Source organism: Azospirillum brasilense (genome assembly GCF_022023855.1).
GTDB classification, from domain to species: domain Bacteria; phylum Pseudomonadota; class Alphaproteobacteria; order Azospirillales; family Azospirillaceae; genus Azospirillum; species Azospirillum brasilense_F.
The window spans coordinates 444,001-458,823 of record NZ_CP059451.1 but is presented as its reverse complement, the minus strand read 5'-3'; the positions used below and the strand labels follow the sequence as shown (position 1 = coordinate 458,823).

Here is a 14,823-nt window from a genome sequence, read left to right as displayed (position 1 = left end):
GCGGTGAGCGTCCCACGGCTGGTTTCCGGCCCATCGGTGAGAGCGACTCCGACATTTACCCCAAGCTGCAGGGACTGCAGGAGCGTGTAGTCGAGGCCAACCCCCCACCCCCACCAGCGTCGTGTCGGCCTGCTCGCCGATGCCAGGAAGAGCGTCGTAGTTGTAATTGTGGCCGTACCCGACGTCGAGAAAGGCGAAGGGCGAAACGACATCCTCGACCGGGCCGATTCCGGTGCTCTCAAGATGGCCGTAATACCAAGTTCTGTGGAGTACGCCTCATGCGGTGATTCTCGGAGGAGCGTGCCGCGTGATTCACCGGAGAGACCATGGCGACGAGGTCCACGATGGCCGCTCCGGTTCCGATACGCAGCGATTACGACGCCGCCGCTCTGCGTCGGCTTGCCCGTGCCTCTCACGATCCCGGCCAAGTCCGTCGGCTGCTCGCCCTGGCGACGATCTACGACGGAGAACCGCGCTTGGCCGCGGCGCAGATCGGCGGGGTCGGCTTGCAGACGGTGCGCGACTGGGTGCTGCGTTTCAATGACGCGGGACCGGCGGGCTTGCTGACCGGCAAGGCGCCGGGCCCGCAGCCGCGCTTGGCCGACCATCACCGGGCGGCCCTGTGCCAGGTCGTCGAGGATGGACCGATCCCGGCGGTGCATGGGGTCGTACGTTGGCGGATTGCCGACCTGCTGCACTGGCTCTGGAACGAGTTCCGTGTAACCGTCTCCAAGCAGACGCTGAGCCGGGAACTGCGCGCTCTGGGTTTGCGCAAGCTGTCGGCCCGCCCCCGCCACCACGCCGAGGATCCCGGCGCCGCCGAGGCGTTCAAAAAAACTTCCCCGCCCTGCTGGCGCAGATCGCCGCGCACGAGGCCGCCGGCAAGCCCATAGAGGTCTGGTGGCAGGACGAAGCCCGCATCGGCCAGAAGAACAAAATCACCCGCCGCTGGGCACGCCGGGGCACCCGACCGGCGGCCCAGCACGATCAGCGCACGCGCTCGGCCTATCTGTTCGGCGCGATCTGCCCGGCCCAGGGCAAAGGCGCGGCCCTGGTGCTGCCGCGCTGCACGAGCGAGGCGATGGCGCTGCACCTGGAGGAGATCGCCCGCGCCGTGGCGCCCGGGGCCCATGCCGTCGTCCTGCTCGATCAGGCCGGCTGGCACACCTCGGCCAAACTGCCGGTCCCCGGCAACATCACCCGCGAGGATCAAGTCGCGTCCCTCCGGCGGCAGCAGCCCGAGCGTCACCCCGAGGCTGGCCAGGATGAAGGAGAACTCGCCGACTTGCTCCAGACTGGCCGACACGGTGAGGGCGGTCGAGGCCGGGTAGCCGACCACCATCACGATGCCGAAGGCCGCCAGCGTCTTGCCGAGGACGATGACCAGGACGACGGCGAGCACGGCGAACGGCTCGTGGACCAGGATCATCGGGTCGAACAGCATGCCGACCGAGACGAAGAACAGCACCGCGAAGGCATCCTGAAGCGGCAGCGCGTCGGCCGCGGCTTGATGGCTGAAGTCGCTCTCGCTCAGGACGACGCCGGCGAAGAAGGCCCCGAGAGCGAAGGAGACGCCGAACAGCTCGGCCGAGCCGTAGGCGATGCCGAGCGCGGTCGCCAGCACCGAGAGCGTGAACAGCTCGCGCGAGCCGGTCCGGGCGACCTGCATCAGAAGCCACGGGATCGCGCGCGTGCCGACCACCAGCACGAGGGCCAGGAACACCCCGACCTTGCCCAGCGTCAGCGCCAGGGACACGGCCAAGGCGATGCCGCCGGTTTCGCCCGCCGCGCCGTGCGGCGTCCCGCCGAGCATGCCCGCCAGGGCCGGCAACAGCACCAGAGCCAGCACCATGGCGAGATCCTCGACGATGAGCCAGCCGACGGCGATGATGCCAGCCCCTCGTCGGCAACGAAGCCGGGCGTGAAGGGACCGGCCGCGACACCGGCCAGCAGATAGCCGACGAGGGAAGGCAGCCTGAGCTCGACTTTGCTCAATCACGCCGGAAAGCAAACGGCCTGAATGAGGCGGTTGAGCCCGGCGCCGAGGAGTTTCGCGCTCTCCCCGCCCAGCGTTGACAGCGAGAAAGTCGTCTCGCTCCAGAGCCGGAAGCGGACCGCGGCCAGGGCGTCACTGAAGGTCGGTTCGGCCTTGGCATACCATCCCGCGGCGCGTGGTCGGATGACCATCTCCGCCGAGATTTCGTTGGCCCACAGCGTGACCAGAGAGAACAGCTCGAGCAGCGCCGGGGTGGTGCGGGCGATCGCCGGGTCCGACCATTGCCGTTGGGTCTCGACGCCGAGGTGACGGCGGACCTCGGCGAAGGTCACCTCCACGGCCCACCGGCGGATGAACCAGCACAGCACCATGAGCGGATCGGCCTGCAGGTCGGCGCACAGCAAGCCTTGCGGCTCGAAGGCGCCATGCGGATCGCGCACCAGAACCCAGCGGATCGCAACCTGTTTGCCGGGGTGATACCACTGGGCCGTGCCGGAAGCGATGTCCAACTGGCGCTCCTCACCACCATACCAGCCGGTGACCCGAACGCGCTGCCAGGCGGTGGTGGGGTCGTTCAAGCGCTGCGTCAGGGAGGGCAAACGGGCTCCCGACACCCGGGGCCGTCCCATCGTGCCTGGCGGCCGCGGTGGGGCCGGTTCGAACAGGCGGGCATCCAGACGCAAGCGCGTGATGACGGTAAGATGGGCCCGCAGGTCGCGCAGCAGTTCGATGGCCGCGTAGCTGCTGTCGGCGACCGCGATCATGGGCCGGTCGGGCACCCAGCGCCGGACCTGGAGCAGGAGTTGGCGGGCCCAGTCGGTCAGCTTCTTATGGCGCCGTCCGGTCTCCCGGGCGAACCGCTCCGAGGGCGCCAGGGCGCTCAGAAACGGCAGCGCCCAGACCCGTCCGGCCCACGGAATGGGGACCAGCAGCATGACCACCATCCAGCGCAGACCGCTGGCCTTGACGAAATGCCCATGGCTGGAGCGCACCGGGTCGCGGTAGATGCCGCGCGCCTTGATCTTCGGTCCCCAGCGGCGCTCGATCGTCTCGTCGATGCCAATGACGACAGGCCCCTGCGGCACGAAGCTGGTAACCAGGAGCGTGAGCAGGCGTTGCGCGACGGCACGGCTCGACCAGCGGTTCCGATTGAGCACGCGATGGAATTTGGCGAAGCCACCGTCCTCGCGTCGCCCCATGACGCTCAACGCGGCGGTCACGGTGCGCCGCCCCGGGGTGAGGAGCGCTCCCGCGACCAGCACCAGGGCATGCCGCCATGTCGGCCGGGTGAACAGCGCCGCGAAGGGCGCCATCCAACATTCGAGGCTGTATGGAACGGCTGACATGACCGCGGCTCCCGCTGGTTGCTACCATCGGGCAACCCGGTCGGAACGGGAGGGTCACGATGAACGCCGATGCCATGCTGAAGCGCATCGAGGGATTCAACCAAGCACGTGGCGGCGGCGTGATCGTGCGCAAGGCCGCCCGCGGCTACACACTCCTCAGCGAGCGCACCGGCGCCCCCATCGCGCGGTTGCGGCCGACCGGCAACGGCGACACGGTCCAGGTGCTCTGGTGGAACGGCGAGCGCTGGGGAGCCTCAGGCCCGCTGGGGATTGCCACCATGGCCCTCGACCGCGCCCTCGACTACGTCGCCAACGAGCCGAACTTCTGGATCCACGGCTGATCCGAACTCGGGAAATTGGCCAAAATCCAGCTGAGCTTGCTGGCGAGAAGGCCGCCGAGGAAGGCGAGAACCAGGCCCACGACAATGGTGGCGATAAACGTCGTCTCGTGCGGCATGACGATCCTTGTCCGGTTCCGGACGGGAGAATCCCGCGATGGGACCCGGCTCCGTCAGATATGGTGGTTGCTCGGCGACCGGTCGGTGCGATGCATGGCCGTACTGACGGCAGGTGTTCGTCTGCGCCGTCGCATGTGCCGTCGCGAGTCTCCATGTCCATTGGATGATGATAGAATATGGGCTTCGCTTTGATTTCGATGGCTGGATGGTCATCGACACCACGGTGGTGAACGGTGAGCTGGCTGGTGAGGCGGTTCGGCGTGGTTTGTCCTTCGCTGAGGCGGAGTATCTGGCGGACTGTCTGGCGCGGTACGTGATCGATCTTCACGCCGATCGGAACTGAGGGCGCCGGGCCGCGGGCAAAATGTATGGGATCAGGCGTGAACCCTCGCAAGATGGGGGATGGAGCGCCACATCAGGGAGGGCCGTGGCTTGAACGCTGCCCTTGAGGACACCATGAAGCCCGCCGTCACTGCTCTTCTTTTTGCGTTTGCCATTGGTGCCGCCTCCGCCGCAGCCGATGAGCGCAATCCCACGCACCTCTTCGACCCCGGCAATCACGTCGATGCCACTGGTGTCGTTCGCGACCGTGGCGGTCGGCCCGTCGGGCGTATTGAAGCGGATGTCGAGGGAAGCCACGTGTTGCGCGACAACGCCGGGCGCCACATCGGCAGCGTCGAACGTGGCTTCGCCGAGGGCGAACTGATCGTCCGGGACAGCGAAGGCCGCCGCCAGGGTACGCTTGAACGCCAGCAGTGACACGGAAGTTCCAGCTTCGAAGCCACCGTCAGCCGATCGTCGGATCAGTAGAACACCCCATCGTCCAGATCCTTTCTGAACGGTCCGCACCAGGCGGCGGGGAGTGACGACCGATAGGCCCGGCAGGTTCGGGTCGGCACATAGGTCACGGTGATGTTGTGGAATTGGACCGTGGCGCCCCTGACGACATGAGCCTCGACGAAGTCTGTCATTCTGAAATCGTCCGGGCGAAGCGTGACGTGGGCAACGCACCGTTCGAAGGCTTCCCTTTCTACGTTCTTGAACATGGCAAAACCTCCGGTTTACGCCACTGGTCCATGAATCAATGCAAAGAGTATGACCGCGAGCACAACGGCAACCGGGATCACAAGCGGTGGCACGAAATATTCCATTACAGAGCTTCTAAAGGTTGTGAAGCTGGGAGGCGTAGACATTGGAAGGTTCATGGTCGTGTTCCGAAGTTAGGTAAACCGAATTGGGTATGGTGCGGCGATGTCCTCGTTGCCATTGCATCGTCCGTCGAGACTGATCAGGGGTCGCGGTAGGACTGTGAAAAGGTGTGGGCTATAGAAGAAGTTGTGCTGGGAAAGGCTTTGCGCCGCGGCGATTCCGGCATATGGCCCCAAGAGCCGCAGAAGGGCGATGGATGAAAGCCGAAATCAATGCATCGGCTGTTCTGGAAGAGGGAATTTAGATTTTTATAAGATTTTATTCTCTCCGCACAACTGGCTCAAGTGGTCCAGCCGCAGTGACAATGTTCCAATGGCCCTACGGGATCGAATGCGGTGCATTCATTCGGACCGACTCCGCGATGCTCTTGTTTTGTTCGAGTGGTATGGATTTCTGTCCGCTCCATGTCGTCACGCCATGGCAAGGCCAGTGCTATCTCCAATTCAATAAAGATAATTCAATTGTCTTCAGGCGGAATATTTCGCATTTTCCTGGAAATTTGGATGGAACGCCCCATATTCATTTTTACTCTTTCAGGCGCGCGCCAAGAGATTATTGCCGACAGCTCCCCTGGGAGCATGCCTGTTTGTATAAGGTCACGGGATCGCGTCCAGTCTCAGTCATCTTTGGAAACTGTCCAGCAACGGCCCGTCAGAGCCGTGGATCATTATCGGGACACAAGGACAGAAGCCGCTCGTGATTGTTCGGGCGCGCGGACTTGCTGCCCGAAGCGGAGCATCGGCATGCTTGAACGAACGAGACTGGCGTTCTTCGTCATCGAAACCCAGGCCGGCTGGACCGTGCGGGCCGATGGGTTCGTCTATCCCTTGTGCGGCAGTTTCGACGATGCAGTCCTCCGCGCGACGCGGGAAGCGCAAGCGGCCGGCCGTCTTGGCTTTGCCAGCGTCGTGCTGACACGACCGGCGCAAAACCGTCCGTATGAAATTCAATGGACCTACGGTTGCGACACCTGTCCGCCAACCGCCACGGAGGAGTTCCGCCATGCCACGTCGAATCTTCGAAGCGATGTCCGCCACTGAGGCGGTGATCCTGCCCCCTTCGGCCACGATCCACGCCGCGGCGGTGGCGATGAAGGAACGGCGGCAGTGTGTGGTGCTCGCCATGACCGCCGACCGGTTGGAGGGCATCCTTACGGAACAGGATGTGGTTCGCCGCGTCGTCGCCGAGCGACGGGATGCGGAGCATGTCACCGTGGCCGAGGTGATGACCCGGCATCCCGACACGATCCCCGCCAGCGATCTCGCGCTCACGGGGCTGCAGATGATGGAGGACGGTGGGTATCGGCACCTGCCGGTCATCCATGACGGGCGTGTCGTCGGGCTGATCTCACGCGTCGATTTCGCCGGGGCGGAAAAGACCGAACTGGAAGCCGAGCGCCGATGCTGGGAACGGCTCGGGTGACGGCTCCCGAGCGGACCGGCGCGATGCAAAGCGCCCCCGCATCGAAGGAGGATAATCATGGATTCGCGCTTCATGGCTTTCGCGGGAACTGCGTCCGAGGGTGCCGACATTCTGCGTGAGCGCCTGCGTTGGGCGGCCGCCGAACGACGCAGGCATGAGGCATCGCCGTATTCCCCAGGAAGCCATCCAACCTTATCGCCTTCCGGCCAAGCCGCCCTGCGGTGCGGCGCTCAACTGACCCAGTTCACCGAGACCCGTCGGGTACATGCCTCCTGATCCCGACCATACACGCAGCGAGGACAACACCATGTCGGAGAGTTTCCGCAGCCCTGACGGTCATCAAGCCTCTCCAGCGGAGAGAAGGCGGCCGTCTGACGAAGTCCTCGATGCCGTGTTGGCCGCTCACCGCCTGTGGCTGGAGAGCGTGGGGCAGGAGGGCCGTCAAGCCGATTTGCGCCACGCCGATTTGTCCGGCCGGTCGCTGTGGCGCGCCGACCTGCGTCGGGCGCGGTTCAACGGCTGTGATCTGAGGGGTGCCGACCTTGACCACTCCGACGCCTCGGGCGCGAACTTTGACGGCGCTTGCCTGGAGCGGGCGTCGTTGTGGAACGCCCGTCTCGGCAAGGCCCGCCTCTGTCCGGCCGATCTCCGGAATGCCAACCTCGATCCTGCCGATCTGTCCGGTGCGAACCTGTCGGAAGCGGATTGCACGGAGGCCAGTTTGTGGGGAGCGCGGCTGCACGGTGCCGACCTGCGGACCGTAACCGGCCTCATCGGGGATCAACTCGCCAACGCCTTGGGTGATCCGGACACGCGCCTGCCGGACCGGCGGGAGGGGTGAGGCATGGCGCACGCGCACTATCTCGTCGCGCAACGCGGAACCGGCTGGTTCATTTTTCTGGAGAAGTACCGGTACGGCCCTTTCCCGAGCGGGCGGAACGGCGCTCTGACCGCCGCCGTGCAGGCGGCGCATCAAGCTGGCAAGGACGGTCACGACGCCCGCGTGTCGCTGCGCGCTGTGGACGGCATAGCGTGGACCGTCTGGTCCTTCGGAGCTGACGGCTATCCCCCACGCTGGGTGGAGCCGTTGCGCATCATGGCGCCAAAACCGCGCCCCAAGCGGCCGCGCCCGGCAGTGCTTGCGCCGAGGCGGCCCGAACCAGGAGGGACTCCATGATCGACCACGAACTTCTTGGGCGTTACCAGACGGTGTTCGGCTCCACCTTCGACGTTGCGCTTTGGACGCGACGGCCCGGCGACGGCGTGAATGACATGATGCGCGCCGCACTCGCCGGGTATGGCCCGCCGGTGACCGACGAGCGCATCGCGTCCCGAGTGCATGAGCGGCTTGCATTCCCGGACGTCCCGTAGAGCGGAGCGAACCCATGTTAGTTTCCTCCGGCCCGGCGGCTGTCAACCATCAGCGTCCGCATTGTTGTGGAGGCGCCGAGCGCGGCACGGGTGGTCTCCTGGTGGGCGGACGGTGGCCGGACGCGTCGCATAAACCCGCGCGACCGGTTGGATTTGGGCTTCGCCGTCCGACGCGGTCCGTGCCATGCTGCCGATCATGAACAGCTTCCGCCCGAACCTGCCCGCCACACCAGAGCGCTCCGATGCGGAGCGCCACGTGGACGCAGTGCAGCGGCAGGGGGGGATTTTCGTCAAGGCGGTCGCTGCCACGCGGGTGCCGATGATGGTTGCCGACGCGACGCTGCCGGGCTATCCGGTGGTCTTCGCGAACAGCGCCTTTCTGGACATGTCCGGCTACGCCATGGACGACGTCCTTGGGCAGGAGCCGCATTTCCTGGACGGGCCGGGCACCGATCCTGCGACGATCCAAAGGTTCAAGGCGGCCCTCGCCGAACAGCGCGACGAAACGCTGGAGATCCTGCAGTACCGCAAGGATGGCGGCGCTCTGTGGGCAGCGCTGTTCGTCGGCCGGTGGACCGACGAGACCGGGCGGATCGTCCACCATTTTCTGTCCTTCCTGGACATCACACGGCGCTGCGCCGCCGAAGACGACCTGCGGCAACTCACCCTGGACCTGGAACGGCGCGTGGCCGAGCGGACACAGGCGTTGACGGCGGCCAACGCGCGTCTGTCCCGCCTCCTGGCGGAGAAAGAAGTGCTGCTCCGTGAGGTGGACCATCGGGCCAAAAACAGCCTGGCCATCGCCTCGTCGCTGCTGATCACCCAGGCCTATCAGCAAGCGGACCCAGCGGTCAGGGCACTCTTTCTGGAAACACAGGAACGGTTGGGGGCGATGGCGCACGCGCACGACCTGCTCAGCAAATCCCAGGACCCCAGCCGGATCAGACTTGCTCCCTATCTGCGGGATCTCTGCGCGTTGCTGATGACGGCAACCGGCACGAACGCCGGCATCCGGATCGAGGCGCAGGCGGACGGGGACATTCACGTTCCGGCCAACCACGCCATTACGCTGGGGCTGGTGGTGAACGAACTGGTCACCAACGCCGTGAAGCACGCGTTTCCGTCGTTCCTGGCGGGACGCATCGAGGTTACGGCGCGGCGGCCGCACAGAGATCGGGTGGTGCTGCGTGTGCGCGACAACGGGGTGGGCATGTCTGGCGACCGCGAAGGTTCCCTTGGCTTTGGGATCGTTCGCTCCCTCGTCGAACAGATTGACGGCGAGATGGACATCAGGTGCGATGCCGGTGTTGCCGTGACGGTCACGTTTCCGGGCTGAGCACCGCGGTCAATGAGGCGTCCCGGACGACGGAGCCGCTGGTGATGAAGTGTGAGCGGCACGCCCGGTGGCGCCATGGCTGCTTGATCACCCATTGGACGGCGGTGACAAGGTCTTCCATCAAAGTCGGTTTCACGAGGAGCCGCGTGCGACCGGGATCGCCGCTCTGAATGCTGGCCACCCCGCCTTCCGGCGGTGTCCCAGTCACGACCACGACCGGAAGGCCCGACCGCCCGCCACGCAACCGTTGAATCAGAACCTTCCCGTCCATAATGGGCATCCTGAGATCAGTCAGCAACAGGTCGGCCCGGTCCCTGGCATCGGCCTCCAGCGCTTCCCGGCCATTGTGCATGACCGTGACACGGAAGCCCGCACAGACCAGCGTATCCTCCATGGCCATGACCACGAGAGCCGAGGCGCCGGACACGCCTGGGCGGGAGGCAGTCCAGCCGGTTCCTACACCGACCCGCGCGGATCGGACTCCTCGCGGGAACTGCTGCGCTTCTTCCTTGCGAACCCGCGACGTCGGCCATCCGTGCCGCAATGGTTCCAGTTGAAGCTTGCGGGAAACTTGGTGCTGTTGAGCATGATCGTCCATGCGCAGCTCTGCCTTGGCCGGCTTTGTGTGCAATTCATGAAGCGGGTGTCAAGCGCCGGCTGGGTTCCGGATGCTAGCCGGTCTGTGGAATGACTGGAACTGGATGCTCGCACCACCAATATGGGCTATGGCCAGCACGCCGAGTAACCCTCCTGCCGCAATGGATATGTCTGGATGCCCATGCCTGAACTTGCGCGTCTTTCCACCGGCATTGCTACCCTCGACCTGATCCTGAATGGCGGTTTGCTGCGTGGAGGCGCCTACATCCTCCAAGGCTTTCCCGGCGCCGGCAAGACCGTCCTCGCCAACCAGATCGCCAGCAGTCATGTCCGTGACGATGGGCGAGTCGTGTACGTCACGCTGCTGTCCGAAGGACACGACCGCATGATGGCCCATCTCAGCCAGATGGCCTTCTTCGATCCAGCCGTCCTGCCGGGACGGCTGAGTTACGTCAGCGGCTACGCCGAACTTGAGAAGAACGGCTTGCCCGGGCTGGCCAAGCTGGTGCGCTCCGAGGTGGAGAGGCAGGAGGCCGAACTTGTCATTCTTGACGGCCTGTTCGCCGCCGAGGAAACCGCGTCCTCCAGTCATGCCTTCCGCCGCCTCATCCATGAACTGCAGGCCTATGCCCACCTCTCCGGTTGCACGATGCTGTTGCTGACCAACTCGCGTCGAGAACCTGGAAGCCCGGAATACACTATGGTTGACGGCTGGATCGAGATGACTGACGTCCGGGCTGAAGGACGGGTCATGCGGGAGTTGGAGGTGCACAAGTTTCGCGGCGGCGGCATCGTGCGTGGCCGGCACCGCTACCGCATCTCCGAGAATGGCATCGAGGTTTACCCCCGGCTGGAGGCCGTCGTCGGTCAGCAGGTGGCCATGCCGACCGGCAACACTCTGGTGTCCTCCGGCATCGCCAAGCTCGACCTGATGTTGCGTGGCGGGCTGTCCGCTGGCTCCGCCACGTTGCTGGTGGGGCCATCGGGCACCGGTAAGACGATCGCCGCCCTGCAGTTCGCCGGCTCCGCGACGGTTAACGAACCCTGTCTGTTTCTGGGGTTCTACGAGAGCCCGGAGCGCCTGCGCCACAAGGCGAGTGGCATCGGCGTGGACATGGCCGGGCTGGAGGCGACCAGCAGACTGCACCTGCATTGGCGCTCTCCCGCGGAAATCCTGGTGGACGAGGTGGCCGGCTGGCTGCTGGCCGAACTCCGCCGGGTCGGCGCTCGGCGCCTCGTGGTGGACGGCATTGCGGGCTTTCAGCAAAACCTTGTGGAAAGCGAACGTATGGGGCGCTTCCTGACGGCGCTGGGCAACGAACTCAGATCGCTGGGGATCACTGCGCTCTACACCTCAGCGATGACCGGCCACGGGCAATTCCCGGCTCCGGCGGCGCAGGGCGTGGCGGAGCTGTCACCGCTGGTTGACAATGTGCTGACGATGCGGCTGGTCGAGCGGAATGAGGCCGTGCACAAGGTGTTTTCCATTGTGAAGGTGCCGGATCGCGACTTCGACCCCCGGCTCGTCACCTACACCATAGGGCCGGGCGGCATCGCCCTGGCCGGCTGAAGGGAGCGGGCGTGGCCAAAATCCTCCTGGCCGAAGATGAAGGGATCATCCGGATGCTTCTGGCTGAAGTACTCATCGAGGACGGCCACCAAGTGATTGAGGCCGGTGACGGACAGGAGGCTCTGGCGCTTCTCGTGCCCGACGTGGACGTGATCGTCAGCGACATGATGATGCCGCGCCTGGGGGGAGCCGAGTGGGTGACAGCGGCCCGAAGCCGCCCGGGGATGACCTCGGTTCCGGTGATTCTGATGAGCGCTCTGCCGCTGCCGGACGAGGTGGCCGGGTTCGCCACGGCGTTTCTCCAGAAGCCATTTCGTCCGACGGCCTTGGCTAGCACCGTACAGCAAGCGCTGAATCGCGAAAGTTAAGGTGTGGTCTGGCGGGTGTCGCGCACCGCTCATGCCGGCTTCGTTCTGGACGCCCTGAAGCAGGCGCTGCACGACCGCCGGCCGGCCAAGGGCAGCGGCCCCGTCCATCATTCCGATCGCGGATCGCAATATGTCGCCATTCGGTACACCGAGCGCCTCACCGAAGCCGGCGTCGAGCCGTCCGTCGGCAGCGTCGGCGATTCCTATGACAACGCCTTGGCCGAGACGATCACCGTATGCTCGAAACCAAACGAGATTACGGCAGCCCTTACCAGTCACGGGCGGGCCAACGGCGTTCTCCTGGGCGGTAACCTCGACATGATCGCGGCAGCCGCAGGCTGGGTTTTGCCCCGCCTGGCGGGCGCTATCCTGCTGATCGAGGATGTCGAGAAAGGCCTCGGCCATATCGATCGGCATCTCACCCGGCTGCTGAAAGCCGGTTGCCTGGATGGCATACGCGGGATTGCCGCCGGCCAATTTATTGGATTTAACGAATCCCAAGGCTGGTCGGTCGTTGATGTTCTGCGCGACCGCCTCTTTCTTCTCGGCGTGCCCATCTTGGGTGGTCTGCCGCTTGGCCACGGCCCAGATGCTGTCGCCATCCCAGTAGGCACCAGAGCGGTTACGTGCGACTCTCAGCCATCAAGCGCGGAGGGGACGATGGGATCGGTGCTGGAGGAGCTGACGGCCATTCGAACCGTGGCGGAGATGACCGAAGCGTTCCGCGACGAGGCGCGGTCCCGCCAGTTGGTTGAGGCGATGGTGTGGCCGAACGGACGGCTCTGTCCGGCCTGCGGCTCGCGGCGCTCGATCACCCTGGCGGGGCGAGACACGGGACGACGGTCCCGGCCGGGGCTTTATCAGTGCTGCAATGCGGACTGCCGCTTCCAGTTCACCGTGACGACGCGAACCCCGTTGCATGGAACGAAGCTGCCGTTGCGGACTTGGCTCATGGGGCTGTGGTTCATTCTGCAATCGGACAAGGGCATCTCGTCCATCCGTCTGGCCGAAGCACTCGGCGTCAGCCAGCCAACGGCATGGCGAATGGGCCACGTCCTGCGGCTTCTGGTGTTGCGTGACCATCCGCTGGGTGGGACGGTGGAGATCGACGAGTTCCATTTCGGCGCCAAGCCGCGTCGTGACCCCAACCCTCCAAAACTGGGGCGAGGACGCAAGGGCCATCCCCGTACGACGAAGACACCAGCCCTCGCGGTCGTCCAGCGGCCAAGCAGCCGGAAACCGGGGACACCGGCGGGCGAAGCCCGTGCCGCGGTGGTCGCCGACCTGTCGCTCGACGAGGCCGAGCGGGTGCTGGAAACCGCTGTCGATCCCGACGCGCACTTGATGAGCGACGAATAAGGCGTTCGTCGCCATCGGGAGCGCATTCGGTGCGCACGATACGGTCCGCCATTCCCAGCGCGAGTATGTGCGCGGCAGCGTGCATGCCAACTCGGCCGAAGGCTTCAACGATCGTGTCCGGCGCACGATCGCCGGCGTCTTCCATCACATCAGCTCCGACCACGCCGACCTGTACTTTGGCGAGATCGGTTTCCGCTGGTCCCAGCGCACAGTGGCAGGTCAGGCCCAACGCCGGACACGAAAAGGGCGGACGGTGATCCAAACTCTCTGGTCCCGTGTTCCCCCAGCCCTCCAGCTTCCTGCCGTCTTTCGTTACGCTGTCGGGCGCCAACTTCGGCGGACCAAGGACGGTGGGATCAGCATCCGCTCGGCCATAGCTGTCTTTGATTGATAATGGCGGCGTTGTCTGCCGAACAAATGTCGCGATGTCCTCAGGCGCAGGCGCAGGCGCAGGCGCAGGCGCCATCGCGCGCCGAGCCGACTGGGCGTCGCCGCGCTCCCGAATGCCTAAACAACTTGGTGGATGCACCACTTAGCGTTGTTTGGCGAACACCTATCGCGATGCCCTCAAGATCGCCTGATCTCCATCGCCTCAGGGCAAAATCCGTCAGCAGGCCGAGTTCTGCGCCAAAGTCGCGAACAGGTACTCAGACTTGGCGCGACACCCGACGGAACCCTAAAGATCGGAAAGCTGCGAAAGAGAGCTGCTGGCGCACCGGTCGACCGAGGACGTCAACCCATCGCGCGCCTTGCGGGATTCCGAGAGGATCCAGCCGCGGAAAGCCTGCGTCCGGGGGTCGTCCAGCCGGCTTTCGTGGATTAGCAGGTAATATTCGCCGGCGCTGCGCACCTCGGATGGCAGCGGCATCGCCAGTTCGGCGCGGCGATCGTACTGCGCCAGCAGGATGTCGGGCACGATGGCAATTCCGCGGCCCTGGCGGGCGGCGTCCAGCGACATGAAGAAATGGCCGAACTCCAGCCCGCCTCCGGTTCCGGCGACGGCTTGTCCGCCGGTCGCCTTCAGCCAGTCCGGCCAGGCGTGCCGGCGGCTGGAGGTGTGGATCAGCGGCAGGCGCACCACCGGCCGCCCGTCCTCCAGCACCGCCTCACCCGCAAGTGCTGGCGCGCAGGCCGGGCGGAGGATGTCGGGAAACAGCTCGTCGGCCTGCACGCCGTCCCAGCTCGTCACCATGTCTAGGTCGATGCGCGGCTGCCCGCGCTCGTAGCGGCGGCCCGGGATGCGGCCGACGCGGATCGCGATGTCGGCCTCGTGCGCCAGCAGGTTCGACGGCTCGATCGACGAGATGATCCGCACCTCGACGCCGGGGTTGGCCTGGGTGAACAGATGCAGGCGCGGCATCAGCCACAGCGACGCGATGGTCGGCAGGATCGAGATGGTCAGCGTGCGCATCGTCCGCGACCGGCCAATCCGCTGCGCCGAGCGCTCCAGCTCACCCAGGCAATCGCGGACGGTGCGGGCGAAATCCTCGCCCTCCGGCGTCAGTTCGATGCGCCGGGTCATCCGGCGGAACAGCTGGCAGTCCAGCGCCAGTTCCAGGTCGCGCACCTGTCGGCTGATCGCCCCCTGGGTCAAGTGCAGTTCGTCGGCCGCCATCGTGAAGGAGAGGTGCCGCGCGGCGGCGTCGAACCCGCGCAGGGTGTTGAGCGGCGGCAGCGGTCGTTTCGGCATCGGCATGGCCTCCCATGGATGAGCTTAGATCATGCATAGGGGCCGAACAAGTCGTTTGTGAGGTCCGGTGTCCTCCGGCACGCTTCCCGTCACTGAACCGT

At 65.4% G+C, this 14,823-nt stretch carries 15 protein-coding genes and 5 pseudogenes; 15 read left to right on the top strand and 5 right to left on the bottom strand.

The window, feature by feature from the left end; translation table 11 throughout:
• Positions 1-326 precede the first annotated feature (326 nt).
• Positions 327-1,252, top strand: a pseudogene (locus H1Q64_RS24885) (IS630 family transposase); the annotation flags it as partial.
• Here the strand turns inward: H1Q64_RS24885 and H1Q64_RS24880 are convergent.
• Both H1Q64_RS24880 and H1Q64_RS24875 read right to left on the bottom strand, forming a co-directional pair.
• A pseudogene (locus tag H1Q64_RS24880) lies at positions 1,199-1,894 on the bottom strand (cation:proton antiporter); the annotation flags it as partial. The pseudogenes H1Q64_RS24885 and H1Q64_RS24880 sit on opposite strands and share 54 nt — an antisense overlap.
• Before the next feature lie 101 nt (positions 1,895-1,995).
• Positions 1,996-3,342, bottom strand: coding sequence for a transposase (locus H1Q64_RS24875; RefSeq protein WP_237906551.1), 1,347 nt, complete (start codon positions 3,340-3,342; stop codon positions 1,996-1,998).
• Positions 3,343-3,401: 59 nt separating this feature from the next.
• Here H1Q64_RS24875 and H1Q64_RS24870 point away from each other — a divergent pair, with 59 nt between their 5' ends.
• From H1Q64_RS24870 to H1Q64_RS24860, 3 genes are all read left to right on the top strand, one after another.
• Positions 3,402-3,683, top strand: coding sequence for a hypothetical protein (locus tag H1Q64_RS24870; RefSeq protein ID WP_237906550.1), 282 nt, complete (start codon positions 3,402-3,404; stop codon positions 3,681-3,683).
• 322 nt (positions 3,684-4,005) lie between these two features.
• Positions 4,006-4,143 (top strand): hypothetical protein, encoded by a 138-nt coding sequence (locus H1Q64_RS24865; protein WP_200529222.1) that lies wholly within the window; start codon positions 4,006-4,008, stop codon positions 4,141-4,143.
• Positions 4,144-4,232: 89 nt separating this feature from the next.
• The gene (locus H1Q64_RS24860; RefSeq protein ID WP_237906549.1) at positions 4,233-4,559 is read left to right on the top strand and encodes a hypothetical protein; all 327 of its coding nucleotides are present in this window, start codon (positions 4,233-4,235) and stop codon (positions 4,557-4,559) included.
• A gap of 44 nt (positions 4,560-4,603) precedes the next feature.
• Here H1Q64_RS24860 and H1Q64_RS24855 read toward each other — a convergent pair whose 3' ends face one another.
• On the bottom strand, positions 4,604-4,846 hold the full coding sequence (locus H1Q64_RS24855) for a hypothetical protein (protein ID WP_237906548.1): 243 nt from the start codon (positions 4,844-4,846) through the stop codon (positions 4,604-4,606).
• A 906-nt stretch (positions 4,847-5,752) separates the two neighbouring features.
• Between H1Q64_RS24855 and H1Q64_RS24850 the strand changes: the two genes are divergently transcribed.
• From H1Q64_RS24850 to H1Q64_RS24825, 6 genes are all read left to right on the top strand, one after another.
• Positions 5,753-6,049, top strand: a complete 297-nt coding sequence (locus tag H1Q64_RS24850) for a hypothetical protein (protein ID WP_237906547.1) — start codon at positions 5,753-5,755, stop codon at positions 6,047-6,049.
• The gene (locus H1Q64_RS24845; protein ID WP_237906546.1) at positions 6,012-6,431 is read left to right on the top strand and encodes a cyclic nucleotide-binding/CBS domain-containing protein; all 420 of its coding nucleotides are present in this window, start codon (positions 6,012-6,014) and stop codon (positions 6,429-6,431) included. The genes H1Q64_RS24850 and H1Q64_RS24845 overlap by 38 nt, the downstream gene beginning before the upstream one ends.
• A 307-nt stretch (positions 6,432-6,738) precedes the next feature.
• Positions 6,739-7,272 carry a pentapeptide repeat-containing protein gene (locus tag H1Q64_RS24840; protein WP_237906545.1) on the top strand — a complete coding sequence of 178 codons (534 nt, stop codon included), beginning with the start codon at positions 6,739-6,741 and terminating at the stop codon, positions 7,270-7,272.
• A gap of 3 nt (positions 7,273-7,275) precedes the next feature.
• Complete coding sequence (locus H1Q64_RS24835) at positions 7,276-7,608, top strand: hypothetical protein (protein ID WP_237906544.1); 333 nt, start codon at positions 7,276-7,278, stop codon at positions 7,606-7,608.
• Positions 7,605-7,802, top strand: coding sequence for a hypothetical protein (locus H1Q64_RS24830; RefSeq protein WP_237906543.1), 198 nt, complete (start codon positions 7,605-7,607; stop codon positions 7,800-7,802). Before H1Q64_RS24835 ends, H1Q64_RS24830 begins: the two co-directional genes overlap by 4 nt.
• A 184-nt stretch (positions 7,803-7,986) precedes the next feature.
• A complete protein-coding gene (locus tag H1Q64_RS24825) occupies positions 7,987-9,138 on the top strand; it encodes a sensor histidine kinase (protein WP_237906542.1) in 1,152 nt (383 codons plus the stop codon).
• On the opposite strand, the gene H1Q64_RS24820 is transcribed toward H1Q64_RS24825, so the two are convergent.
• Positions 9,122-9,490 (bottom strand): response regulator, encoded by a 369-nt coding sequence (locus H1Q64_RS24820; RefSeq protein WP_237906541.1) that lies wholly within the window; start codon positions 9,488-9,490, stop codon positions 9,122-9,124. The two genes, H1Q64_RS24825 and H1Q64_RS24820, sit on opposite strands and share 17 nt — an antisense overlap.
• Before the next feature lie 420 nt (positions 9,491-9,910).
• On the opposite strand from H1Q64_RS24820, the gene H1Q64_RS24810 reads away from it, so the two are divergent.
• The 5 genes and pseudogenes from H1Q64_RS24810 (at position 9,911) to H1Q64_RS24790 (ending at position 13,423) form a co-directional block, all read left to right on the top strand.
• Entirely contained in the window at positions 9,911-11,305 is a 1,395-nt protein-coding gene (locus H1Q64_RS24810; RefSeq protein ID WP_237906540.1) for an RAD55 family ATPase, read from the top strand.
• Positions 11,306-11,316: 11 nt separating this feature from the next.
• The gene (locus H1Q64_RS24805; protein WP_237906539.1) at positions 11,317-11,673 is read left to right on the top strand and encodes a response regulator; all 357 of its coding nucleotides are present in this window, start codon (positions 11,317-11,319) and stop codon (positions 11,671-11,673) included.
• 3 nt (positions 11,674-11,676) lie between these two features.
• Positions 11,677-11,904 (top strand): annotated as a pseudogene (locus H1Q64_RS24800) (DDE-type integrase/transposase/recombinase); the annotation flags it as partial.
• Positions 11,905-11,991: 87 nt separating this feature from the next.
• Positions 11,992-12,234, top strand: a pseudogene (locus H1Q64_RS24795) (hypothetical protein); the annotation flags it as partial.
• A gap of 99 nt (positions 12,235-12,333) precedes the next feature.
• Positions 12,334-13,423, top strand: a pseudogene (locus H1Q64_RS24790) (IS1595 family transposase).
• A 285-nt stretch (positions 13,424-13,708) separates the two neighbouring features.
• Here the strand turns inward: H1Q64_RS24790 and H1Q64_RS24785 are convergent.
• Positions 13,709-14,722: a LysR substrate-binding domain-containing protein gene (locus tag H1Q64_RS24785; RefSeq protein ID WP_237906538.1), complete on the bottom strand. Its 1,014-nt coding sequence runs from the start codon at positions 14,720-14,722 to the stop codon at positions 13,709-13,711.
• Between the last annotated feature and the right edge of the window lie 101 nt (positions 14,723-14,823).

Bases quoted from the DNA above. Each gene is read 5' to 3' on its own strand.
- H1Q64_RS24835 (WP_237906544.1), top strand. From the start codon at position 7,276: ATGGCGCACGCGCACTATCTCGTCGCGCAACGCGGAACCGGCTGGTTC.
- H1Q64_RS24825 (WP_237906542.1), top strand. From the start codon at position 7,987: ATGCTGCCGATCATGAACAGCTTCCGCCCGAACCTGCCCGCCACACCA.
- H1Q64_RS24845 (WP_237906546.1), top strand. From the start codon at position 6,012: ATGCCACGTCGAATCTTCGAAGCGATGTCCGCCACTGAGGCGGTGATC.
- H1Q64_RS24850 (WP_237906547.1), top strand. From the start codon at position 5,753: ATGCTTGAACGAACGAGACTGGCGTTCTTCGTCATCGAAACCCAGGCC.
- H1Q64_RS24840 (WP_237906545.1), top strand. From the start codon at position 6,739: ATGTCGGAGAGTTTCCGCAGCCCTGACGGTCATCAAGCCTCTCCAGCG.
- H1Q64_RS24785 (WP_237906538.1), bottom strand. From the start codon at position 14,722: ATGCCGAAACGACCGCTGCCGCCGCTCAACACCCTGCGCGGGTTCGAC.
- H1Q64_RS24865 (WP_200529222.1), top strand. From the start codon at position 4,006: ATGGTCATCGACACCACGGTGGTGAACGGTGAGCTGGCTGGTGAGGCG.
- H1Q64_RS24855 (WP_237906548.1), bottom strand. From the start codon at position 4,846: ATGTTCAAGAACGTAGAAAGGGAAGCCTTCGAACGGTGCGTTGCCCAC.
- H1Q64_RS24830 (WP_237906543.1), top strand. From the start codon at position 7,605: ATGATCGACCACGAACTTCTTGGGCGTTACCAGACGGTGTTCGGCTCC.
- H1Q64_RS24810 (WP_237906540.1), top strand. From the start codon at position 9,911: ATGCCCATGCCTGAACTTGCGCGTCTTTCCACCGGCATTGCTACCCTC.
- H1Q64_RS24820 (WP_237906541.1), bottom strand. From the start codon at position 9,490: ATGCACAATGGCCGGGAAGCGCTGGAGGCCGATGCCAGGGACCGGGCC.
- H1Q64_RS24870 (WP_237906550.1), top strand. From the start codon at position 3,402: ATGAACGCCGATGCCATGCTGAAGCGCATCGAGGGATTCAACCAAGCA.
- H1Q64_RS24875 (WP_237906551.1), bottom strand. From the start codon at position 3,342: ATGTCAGCCGTTCCATACAGCCTCGAATGTTGGATGGCGCCCTTCGCG.